The organism is Rouxiella silvae, from assembly GCF_002093625.1.
In the GTDB taxonomy this organism is placed as follows: domain Bacteria; phylum Pseudomonadota; class Gammaproteobacteria; order Enterobacterales; family Enterobacteriaceae; genus Rouxiella; species Rouxiella silvae.
On sequence record NZ_MRWD01000097.1, the window covers coordinates 1 to 9,930 of the forward strand.

Sequence of the window (9,930 nt, forward strand, 5' to 3'; positions counted from 1 at the left end):
TTTCTAATCTTAGGCTCTATTTTTCAGGTTATCTTCTCTTATGAATTGGCTTAACCCTTGAGGACACGTCCCCCTCCCCATGCAGGTATGGACTAAAAACGGGTTTTTCTTATTCACCTTTAGCCCCCGGCCTATGATTATCTGATTCATAAGTTATTTATGTAATTTACGTGATAGTTGTATTATTGAGCACATATTCATATAAATTATGTACGAACCATTAATCATGGAGTGAACAATGGCGTGCCACTTTGCCCAATGGGCCATAACGGAAAGCGAGCCGGACATCCACCGTTTATCCGCGGACGTGTTAACTTTCGCCAACACCCTTTCCCCGAAGCCTGCCAGAAGATTCATCCACGGACGCGTCCTGCTGGCAGAGCTGATGTTCTATCTGTACGGCATAACTCGACTGCCGCAGATAGTTATCTTGCCTAGCGGTCGCCCCAGCTTCTCCTCTGTTGGTTTACCTGACTTCAGTTTGGCCTACGCGGGCAGTACTCTCGGCGTGATGCTGAGCAGCGAAGGAAATGTCGGGCTGGACCTGGAGATTCTTCACGCCCGCAGCGCGCTGAGTCAGGTGCGACAGTCTGCTCTTTCTGCGGTAGAGAAAAGCTGGATAGCGATGCAGGCCGATCCCGATGAGTCAGCCCTCCAGCTGGAATGTATTCGACAAAGCGTACACAAACTCTCAGGACAAAACGATATCGTCGCAGACACGCTCAGCCTCCATCCCTCCTCAGGAAGGTTGCGCTCAAGTATCACTCCCAACGTGCAGGTCATGAGCGACATTGAAGGCCCTGTAGTTTGGTCGTGTGCGCACAGTCCTGATATTCTGCGGCTCATTTGCTGGCGTTACTCGCCGCGAGAGGGATTTGTAGGGACGCAAACATTTTCCCCACAGCAGCAGGTTGATTCACTACACTTTATGAAGTTAACCAGCCTACCTCCGGCTAAATAGTTTATCTTTGGTACAAGCCTTACTTACATCAGGAGTCGTTAATGTCTGCTCATCCACTGAAGTTTGTCACTCTGTTAGGCAGCCTGCGCAAAGAGTCTTTTAACGCCATGGTTGCCCGCACTCTGCCAAAGTTGGCCCCCGAGGGGGTGACGATTGAAGCGCTGCCTTCAATTGGCGATATTCCTCTGTACGACGCCGATATTCAACAGGCGTCCGGTTTTCCGGCCACGGTCGAGAAAATTGCCGAGCACATTCGTCAGGCCGACGGCGTGATTATTGTGACTCCGGAATACAACTATTCTGTTCCCGGCGGTTTAAAGAATGCCATCGACTGGCTTTCCCGCGTACCTGAGCAGCCTTTGGCAGGTAAGCCGGTGCTAATTCAGACTAGCTCGATGGGCCCGATTGGCGGCGCACGCTGCCAGTATCATCTGCGTCAGATATTGGTTTTCCTGGATGCGATGGTGCTAAATAAGCCGGAGTTTATGGGGGGAGTCATTCAAAGCAAGGTCGATGCCCAGCTTGGCGAAGTGATTGAGCAAAGCACGCTGGATCACCTGACCGGCCAGCTCAGCGCCTTTTCCGACTTTACGCGTCGATTTAAAAAATAGCTCTCTATAGAGTGGGTTGTTTCCTCAATCCTGACCTTCCCCCGTTTTCAGCGGGGGAAGGGGATTTTTGGGTCAACTTATTTACTGTCGATAAATACAATCTTCAACACAAACAGCAGTGTGACCACCACCACGCACGGGCTTATTTCTCTCCAGCGACCGGTTCCCAGCTTCATCACCACGTAAGAAATAAAGCCTAGAGCGATGCCCTCGGTGATGGAGAAACTGAACGGCATCATGACGGCGGTGACAAATGCCGGAACCGCTTCAGTGAGGTCGTCCCAAGTGACGCGCGCCAGACTTGAGGTCATGAGTACGCCGACGTAAATCAGCGCACCGGCGGCGGCGTAGCTTGGCACCATGCCGGCCAAAGGTGAAATAAAGATAACCAACAGGAATAAAATGCCGGTGACGACCGCGGTCAGCCCGGTGCGGCCACCAATCGATACACCCGAGCAGCTTTCAATGTAAGCCGTAACCGAAGAGGTGCCGATGAAAGACCCCGCTACCGAGCTAATACTGTCAACAAACAGCGCCTGCTTCATCTGAGGAAATTTACCCTCGCTGTCGGTCAGTCCAGCTTTGTCGGTTACCCCAATAAGGGTTCCTGAGGAGTCGAACAGGTTAACCAGCATAAACGAGAAGATGACGCCCGCCAGCCCAACGTTTAATGCGCCCTTAATATCAACCTGACCCACAACCGAGGTCACACTCGGCGGCATCGACCAGATACCGGCATAGTGCACGTCACCCAGCGCCCAACCAATCAGCGTGGTGATGATGATTGAAATCAAAACGGCGGCGTGAATGTTACGGGCCGCGAGAATGGCGATGATAAAGAAGCCCAGGGCGCCGAGCAGCACAGAGTGGGAGGTCAGATTACCAATGGCCACAAAGGTGTCAGGGTTTGCCACCACGATACCGGCGTTTTTAAGCCCCATCATGCCGATAAACAGCCCGATCCCGCTAGTAATGCCGACGCGTAAACTGACCGGAATGTTGGCTATCATCCAATAGCGAACGCGGAACAAAGTCAGCAAGAGTAAGCCAACTGCCCCCCAAAATATTGCGCCCATCCCGACCTGCCACGAAATGCCCATCGCACCGACGACAACAAAAGCAAAGAAGGCATTTAGGCCCATTGCCGGTGCCAGTGCTACCGGCAGATTGGCAATCAGTCCCATCAGGATGCTGCCAAACGCGGCGATCAAACAGGTGGTGACAAACACGGCCTGCTTGTCCATACCCGCCACGCCCAAAATCTGCGGGTTAACGAATACGATATAAACCATAGTCAGGAAGGTAGTGAATCCGGCAACCGTTTCGGTTCTAAGCGTGGTGCCATGCTGAGTCAGTTTGAACAGGCGTTCTAACAGCCCTTTTCCGGCGCTGGCGTTGTGTTGCGGTGTGCTCATTAGTGAGTTCCAAAGAAGGAAAAATCAGTCGGCCGCTATCCTACCCCAAATATTTAGAGGGATGAGATGAATCTGCTGCTTTTTAGGGCACTTTTACAATCTTCAGACCAAATTTCGGACCAACTGCTGGTTTTTAACACTTATTTACTCACATTTTATCTGTCGGCAAGGGCAATATGAGGGTCGGAACCCGCGCCTATATTCGGTAAGATGGGGATTGGCACAATGTCATAAACCAGACGAATGAATTCAGAAAAAGGATGGAATATGCCCCAGATAGAATGCGTTTTCTTTGACTGCGACGGCACGCTGGTCGACAGCGAACGACTGTGTTGTGAAGCCTACGTGCTGATGTTTGCCCACTTTGGCGTCACCGTCACTTATGACGAGATGTTCACCCAATACAAAGGGGTGAAACTGTATGAAATTGTCGCCATCATTAATCAGCAACACGGGCTAGAGGCTACCAAAGAAGAAATGGAGGCGGTTTTCCGTCAGCACGTGGCCCGTCTGTTTGATGAAAATCTTGAAGCCATTGATGGTGCCAAAGAGCTGCTGGAGGAGATAAAGGTGCCAATGTGCGTGGTCTCCAACGGGCCAGTCAGCAAAATGCAGCACTCACTGGGATTAACCGGCCTGTTGCCTTTTATGGGCGATAAGCTTTACAGCGGCTACGATTTGCAGCGCTGGAAACCTGACCCTGCTCTGCTGTTCCACGCCGCCGAAAAAATGCAGGTGCCGATAGAAAGCTGCCTCCTAGTCGAAGACTCGGTGGCCGGAGTACAGGCGGGTATTGCGGCAAATATCCCGGTTTATTATTACTGCGCGGACCCGCATAATCCGGTGATTGAACATCCTCTGGTTACCGCCTTCACAGATATGCATCAACTTGCCGAAATCTGGCGGGAAAAAGGCTACAATATCGTCAAATAAGCGCCATCAATTTGATTTGTAACTCGACTTCGCGGTCGTTACTCTTGAGCAAGACCACACAGTTTCCGTTAAGGAGAAGACGCTGACTAGCCAAAGCCCTCAGACAACGGGGCGTAAAAACGATCCTATAGGCCTCAAGCAGCGCATTTTTGACAGCGCATTAAATGAGTTCGCCGAGTCCGGTTTAATGGGCGCACGGATGGAAAACATCGCCTCGAATGCGGATACCACCAAACGCATGGTGGTCTATCACTTTAAATCGAAAGAAGCGCTTTATATGCAGGTTTTAGAGCACGTTTACCGCTGCCTGCGTAAACACGAGCTTGAACTCAGTCTTTCGGCTTACCCGCCCGCTGAAGCGATTGTTAAACTGGTCGAGGCCAGCTTTGACTTTCACGTTTCGCATCCGGAATTCATACGCATTGTTTCAACTGAAAACATGCTGCGCGGGCGTTTTATTCGTCAATCCACCAGCATCCGGGCCTTGAACCAAACGGCGCTGACGTTGCTGGATGATATTTTGGAGCGCGGCAAAAAAAGCCATCTTTTCAAAGAAGATGCCCAGGCGCGAGACGTTCACCGTTTAATAAGCAGTCTTTGCGTTCATCAGGTTGCCAATCAGTACACCTTTGGTGCCCTGTTTGAAAATCCGGATGAGTTTGACGCGCAAAATGCACACTACCGCCAGCTTGCGGTTATGGTTGCACTGCGCTATTTGATGATCTAGCCCTGCGAATTCAGGCCGAAGGCGAAAAATACAAAAACGCCCGACAGATTAGTGTTCGGGCGTTTTTTATTTCTCAAAGGACGTTAGCGCATTATTCGGCTTTATCTGCCTTGTCTTTACTGCTCTTTTCACCCGCCAGCAGTTTCTCCAGCGCGTCTCCCCCAACGTGGCGGAAGTCCTGACCTTTTACGAAATAGAAAATAATCTCGCAAATGTTCTGGCAGCGGTCGCCGATGCGCTCGATAGAACGGGCACAGAACAGCGCGGTCAAAATACTTGGAATGGTGCGAGGGTCTTCCATCATGTAGGTCATCAGTTGACGCACGATGCCTTCATATTCCTGATCGACCTTTTTGTCTTCACGATAAATACGGATCGCTTCATCGAGATCCATACGTGCAAACGCATCAAGCACGTCGTGCAGCATCTGTACCGTGTGACGCCCCAACGACTCTAAGCTGACCAGCAGTGGCTGATGCAAATGCGAGAATTTTTCCAGCGCGGTGCGGCAAATTTTGTCCGCCACGTCGCCGATGCGCTCAAGCTCGGAAATGGTCTTGATGATCGCCATCACCATGCGCAAATCGCTGGCTGTCGGCTGACGTTTAGCGATGATGCGCACGCAGGCTTCATCAATCGCCACTTCCATCATATTGACCTTGTCATCACCCTGAATAACACGCTCGGCCAGCTCACCGTCCTGATTGTGCATCGCGGTAATAGCATCGGTAAGCTGCTGTTCAACCAGGCCGCCCATGACCAGAACCTGAGTACGGATGTGCTCGAGCTCGGCGTTGAACTGGGCTGAAATATGTTTGTTAAGATTCAGATTGTCCATGATGTTTCCTCAACCGTAGCGGCCAGTAATGTAGTCCTCGGTCTGCTTTTGAGCAGGTGAGGTGAACAATGAGTCGGTATCGCTGTATTCAATCAGTTCACCGAGATACATAAACGCCGTACGGTCCGAGCAGCGTGCCGCCTGCTGCATGTTGTGGGTAACAATAACCACCGTGTAGTCGGATTTCAGCTCGGTAATCAGCTCTTCAATGCGTCCGGTAGAAATAGGGTCCAGCGCCGAACAAGGTTCGTCGAGCAGCAGCACGTCGGGGCGAATGGCAATACCGCGCGCAATACACAAACGCTGCTGCTGGCCGCCCGAGAGGCTGTAACCGCTCTGGTGCAGCTTGTCTTTTGACTCATTCCACAGCGCCGCTTTGGTTAATGCCCACTGCACGCGCTCGTCCATATCGGTACGCGACAGTTTCTCGAACAGACGCACACCAAACGCGATGTTGTCATAAATCGACATCGGGAACGGCGTCGGCTTTTGGAACACCATACCCACTTTGGCACGCAGCAGGGCGATGTCCTGCTTATCGACCAGAATATTTTCGCCATCGAGTAAAATTTCACCCTCGGCGCGCTGGTCAGGATAAAGCTGATACATCTTGTTAAAGGTGCGCAGAAGCGTTGATTTACCGCAGCCTGACGGACCGATAAAGGCAGTCACTTCGTTTTTAGCAATGTCCAGGGAGATGTTTTTCAACGCATGGAATTTGCCGTAATGGAAATTCAGGTCGCGGACCTGGATTTTAGTATTGGATGCATCGGTCATTCGACTCATTAAGACATCTCTCTGTAATCAAAATTTTTTGTCATCACTGCTTTTTCTGGGCAAAAATGACCCTAGCCAGGATATTCAGCAGCAGTACGCACACAGTAATCAGCAACACGCCTGCCCACGCCATCTCTTGCCACTGCGAGAACGGGCTCATGGCAAACTTAAATATGGTGACCGGGAGGTTGGCGATAGGCTGCATTAAATCGGTGCTCCAGAACTGGTTGGAGAGCGAGGTAAACAGCAATGGCGCGGTTTCACCGGCGATACGGGCGATGGCCAACAGAACGCCGGTAATAATTCCGGAGACCGAGGCTTTCAGCGTAATGGCAGAAATCATCTTCCACTTTGGCGTACCCAGTGCGTAGGCCGCTTCACGCAGGCTGTCCGGCACCAGTTTGAGCATGTTTTCGGTCGTGCGGATAACGATAGGCACCTGAAGCAGCGCGAGGGCGATAATGCCGGCCCAACCGGAGAAGTGACCCATCTTTGCCACGACAATCGTGTAAACGAAGAGGCCAACCACGATAGAGGGCGCCGAGAGAAGGATATCGTTAATAAAACGAATCACTTCAGCCAGCCAGGATTTGCGGCCGTATTCGGCCAGATAGACGCCCGCCATGATCCCCAACGGCGTGCCCACGACCGTGGCCCATAAAATCATCAAGCCGCTGCCTGCAATGGCATTGGCCAATCCACCGCCGTCGGTATTCGGCGGTGGGGTATTCTGGGTAAACAGCGCCAAAGACATGCCATCGATGCCTTTAGTGACGGTGGTAAACAGGATCCAGACCAACCAGAACAGGCCAAATACCATGGTCGCCATTGACAGCAGCAGCGCGAGGCGATTTTTTTGCCTGCGCCACGCCTGACGTTTGCGGCGTGATGCGAGCAGTGCATCGTTGCTTTGCATTTCAAGAGTTGCCATCTTAACGCCCCTCATTCTTGGCAAGACGCAGAATCATCAATTTTGACAGCGCCAGCACGATAAAGGTGATCACAAACAGGATCAGGCCAAGCTCCATCAGGGCAGACGTATGCAGACCCGAAGCCGCTTCGGCGAATTCGTTAGCCAGCGCCGAGGTAATACTGTTTCCCGGCATGTAAAGCGACGCGCTGTCGAGCTGGTAGGTGTTACCGATAATAAAGGTCACCGCCATCGTTTCGCCCAGTGCGCGTCCCAGTCCCAGCATGATGCCGCCGATAACGCCGTTCTTAGTAAACGGTAAAACGATGCGCCAAATGACTTCCCAAGTGGTACAGCCGATGCCGTAGGCCGACTCTTTCATCATCACCGGCGTTTGCTCGAATACGTCGCGCATGACCGAGGCGATGTAAGGAATGATCATGATGGCCAGGATCACGCCCGCCGCCAGAATACCGATACCGAAACCTGGACCGGCAAACAGCGCACCAATAATCGGTACGCCGGAGAGAACATCACCAACCGGCTGCTGGAAATAGGTAGCAAACAGCGGTGCAAAGACAAACAGGCCCCACATGCCGTACACGATACTCGGGATAGCCGCCAGCAGTTCGATGGCGATACCCAAAGGACGCTTAAGCCAGTTCGGCGCCAGTTCGGTCAGAAACAGAGAGATACCAAAGCTGACCGGGACGGCAATCAACAGCGCAATGATGGATGTCACGACGGTTCCGTAGATGGGAACCAAGGCACCAAACTGCTCGTTGGGAACGTCCCAGGTTTTATTCCACAGGAAAGAAAAACCAAATTTTTCCATGCTAGGCAGGGAAGAAATAAACAGCGAGATGATAATCCCGCCGAGCAACAATAGCGTAATCAGCGCAGCCAGTTTAACCAGCGCGCTGAAGATAATGTCACCGTTTTTGCTTGGTGCTTTGAAGGACGGCGGTTTTTCAGCCATAACACTCTCTTCTTTTTCAGATTTATTTCTCTCCCGACAAGGGGTTATCGGGAGAGAATGAGACAGAAGACTCGTACTTTATATCAGACCGAGGGCCTGCTACTAGTAAAGTGCCTTACCGCTGCTGTCTTTTACGTTGGATTTCCATGCAGCCTGAATTTGAGAAACGACAGACTGTGGCAGAGAAGCGTAATCCAGACCCGTGGTCAGCTTGTCACCGTTTTTATAAGCCCAGTCGAAGAACTTCAGCACTTCAGCGCCCTTGGCGGCATCCTGCTGTTGTTTATAGACCAGAATAAAGGTGGTGGAAGAGATTGGCCACGCGTTGTCGCCCTGCTGGAAAGTCAGGTCCTGAGCAAAGGTCTTGCTCCAGTCTGCGCCTTTAGCCGCTGCGCTGAACGAGGCTTCAGACGGGGAAATGGCTTTACCGCTGGCATCAACCAGTTTGGTGTAAGTCAGGTTGTTTTGCTTGGCATACGCATACTCAACGTAACCGATTGAACCCGGCAGACGTTGAACGAATGCGGCCACGCCGTCGTTACCTTTACCGCCCAGACCGGTTGGCCAGTTAACGGTTGTGCCTACGCCGATGTCTTTTTTCCAGTCGGCGTTAGCTTTAGACAGGTAGCTGGTGAACACGAAAGATGTTCCTGAACCATCAGCACGGCGAACCACGGCGATGTTGGTATCAGGCAGTTTCAGGCCAGGGTTCAGCTTGGTGATTTCGGCGTCGTTCCATTTTTTAATTTTGCCCAGGTAGATATCACCCAGCGCTTTGCCGTCCAGCGTCAACTGGCCAGATTTAATACCAGGGATGTTAACGGCCAGAACAACGCCACCGATAACGGTTGGGAACTGGAACAGACCATTTTTCTCGAGGTCTGCATCGCTCATTGGCGCATCTGAAGCACCGAAATCAACTGTTTTGGCAATGATCTGCTTGATACCACCGGAAGAACCGATGCCCTGGTAGTTAACCTGAACACCCGTTGCTTTTTGATAAGAATCAGCCCATTTAGCATAAACGGGAGCAGGGAAAGTACCGCCTGCACCGGTCAGATTGGTTGCTGCAAAGGCAGACATTGCTGTTAAAGAGAAGGTCGCTGCCACAATACCGGCGACGGTGGTACGCATCAGTTTCATGTTCCACTCCTGGTGGTTATTATTTGATTCGACTCAAGTCGAAGCTTAGTAAAGTGTTTGGCACAGGAGGAAAATAGGACAGTTTAGTGACAGTAAAATGTAGTTTATATGACAGTTTTGTGACAGCGCGCATAGAGAGATAGAAAGCCGACGGCAGTTTTACGCCCCCCCTCCGCCCTTACCGGTTAGCTGAGGACTGCTTAACCTCCAAAACCTTACTCTTCTTTGTTATATTTTTTATTATTTTTAACAAAAAAAACCCCGTTAGGGAGGTAATTAAAATAGAGATAAGCATCAGATCAAAACAGACTGCTCTTTCCACAACGAGATAGAGAGAGACATAGGACACTCACTTCCTCCTCTTAAATTAGGCTTTTGCTTCTAGAAGTGCTTTCACCCTCCCTACTGCGCTCTCATCAAAACAATCACAGTCTTCGGAGTACTAGGTGTCGGTGAGCGTTTAACAATTTCGAGTTTTTTAAAAAAATTCATGATAACAATCATCAGTTTATTATAATTGATTGACCTTAAAACTTAAGCGTTCTTAACTTTCTATTGGCAGGTCAATGGCATCATAACTCGGAAGGTATTCTTTACTGTCATCAAGATATAATATTGGACGACTCACTGTTAAAA

Annotated in this window: 10 protein-coding genes; 4 read left to right on the forward strand and 6 right to left on the reverse strand. The window is 50.9% G+C overall.

Features of this window, described 5'->3' with window-relative positions; translation table 11 throughout:
* The first annotated feature begins 238 nt into the window (after window positions 1-238).
* Both BS639_RS23860 and BS639_RS23865 read left to right on the forward strand, forming a co-directional pair.
* Window positions 239-961, forward strand: coding sequence for a 4'-phosphopantetheinyl transferase family protein (locus BS639_RS23860; protein ID WP_084984546.1), 723 nt, complete (start codon window positions 239-241; stop codon window positions 959-961).
* 41 nt (window positions 962-1,002) lie between these two features.
* Window positions 1,003-1,572, forward strand: coding sequence for an NADPH-dependent FMN reductase (locus BS639_RS23865; protein WP_055775439.1), 570 nt, complete (start codon window positions 1,003-1,005; stop codon window positions 1,570-1,572).
* Window positions 1,573-1,649: 77 nt separating this feature from the next.
* On the opposite strand, the gene BS639_RS23870 is transcribed toward BS639_RS23865, so the two are convergent.
* Window positions 1,650-2,987: an NCS2 family permease gene (locus BS639_RS23870; RefSeq protein ID WP_055775435.1), complete on the reverse strand. Its 1,338-nt coding sequence runs from the start codon at window positions 2,985-2,987 to the stop codon at window positions 1,650-1,652.
* 267 nt (window positions 2,988-3,254) lie between these two features.
* Between BS639_RS23870 and yieH the strand changes: the two genes are divergently transcribed.
* Window positions 3,255-3,920, forward strand: a complete 666-nt coding sequence (gene yieH, locus BS639_RS23875; protein ID WP_084984547.1) for a 6-phosphogluconate phosphatase — start codon at window positions 3,255-3,257, stop codon at window positions 3,918-3,920.
* Window positions 3,921-4,065: 145 nt separating this feature from the next.
* Complete coding sequence (locus tag BS639_RS23880) at window positions 4,066-4,647, forward strand: TetR family transcriptional regulator (RefSeq protein ID WP_267893485.1); 582 nt, start codon at window positions 4,066-4,068, stop codon at window positions 4,645-4,647.
* Between the two features lie 91 nt (window positions 4,648-4,738).
* Here BS639_RS23880 and phoU read toward each other — a convergent pair whose 3' ends face one another.
* From phoU to pstS, 5 genes are all read right to left on the reverse strand, one after another.
* Complete coding sequence (gene phoU, locus BS639_RS23885) at window positions 4,739-5,485, reverse strand: phosphate signaling complex protein PhoU (protein ID WP_055775426.1); 747 nt, start codon at window positions 5,483-5,485, stop codon at window positions 4,739-4,741.
* Between the two features lie 9 nt (window positions 5,486-5,494).
* Window positions 5,495-6,262 (reverse strand): phosphate ABC transporter ATP-binding protein PstB, encoded by a 768-nt coding sequence (pstB, locus tag BS639_RS23890; protein WP_407690327.1) that lies wholly within the window; start codon window positions 6,260-6,262, stop codon window positions 5,495-5,497.
* Between the two features lie 43 nt (window positions 6,263-6,305).
* Window positions 6,306-7,193, reverse strand: coding sequence for a phosphate ABC transporter permease PstA (gene pstA, locus BS639_RS23895; protein ID WP_055775420.1), 888 nt, complete (start codon window positions 7,191-7,193; stop codon window positions 6,306-6,308).
* 1 nt (window position 7,194) lies between these two features.
* Entirely contained in the window at window positions 7,195-8,151 is a 957-nt protein-coding gene (gene pstC, locus BS639_RS23900; protein WP_055775416.1) for a phosphate ABC transporter permease PstC, read from the reverse strand.
* Window positions 8,152-8,253: 102 nt separating this feature from the next.
* Entirely contained in the window at window positions 8,254-9,294 is a 1,041-nt protein-coding gene (gene pstS / locus BS639_RS23905) for a phosphate ABC transporter substrate-binding protein PstS (protein WP_055775413.1), read from the reverse strand.
* Window positions 9,295-9,930 lie beyond the last annotated feature (636 nt).

Bases quoted from the DNA above. Each gene is read 5' to 3' on its own strand.
- pstC (WP_055775416.1), bottom strand. From the start codon at position 8,151: ATGGCTGAAAAACCGCCGTCCTTCAAAGCACCAAGCAAAAACGGTGAC.
- phoU (WP_055775426.1), bottom strand. From the start codon at position 5,485: ATGGACAATCTGAATCTTAACAAACATATTTCAGCCCAGTTCAACGCC.
- BS639_RS23870 (WP_055775435.1), bottom strand. From the start codon at position 2,987: ATGAGCACACCGCAACACAACGCCAGCGCCGGAAAAGGGCTGTTAGAA.
- pstB (WP_407690327.1), bottom strand. From the start codon at position 6,262: ATGACCGATGCATCCAATACTAAAATCCAGGTCCGCGACCTGAATTTC.
- BS639_RS23860 (WP_084984546.1), top strand. From the start codon at position 239: ATGGCGTGCCACTTTGCCCAATGGGCCATAACGGAAAGCGAGCCGGAC.
- pstS (WP_055775413.1), bottom strand. From the start codon at position 9,294: ATGAAACTGATGCGTACCACCGTCGCCGGTATTGTGGCAGCGACCTTC.
- pstA (WP_055775420.1), bottom strand. From the start codon at position 7,193: ATGGCAACTCTTGAAATGCAAAGCAACGATGCACTGCTCGCATCACGC.
- yieH (WP_084984547.1), top strand. From the start codon at position 3,255: ATGCCCCAGATAGAATGCGTTTTCTTTGACTGCGACGGCACGCTGGTC.
- BS639_RS23865 (WP_055775439.1), top strand. From the start codon at position 1,003: ATGTCTGCTCATCCACTGAAGTTTGTCACTCTGTTAGGCAGCCTGCGC.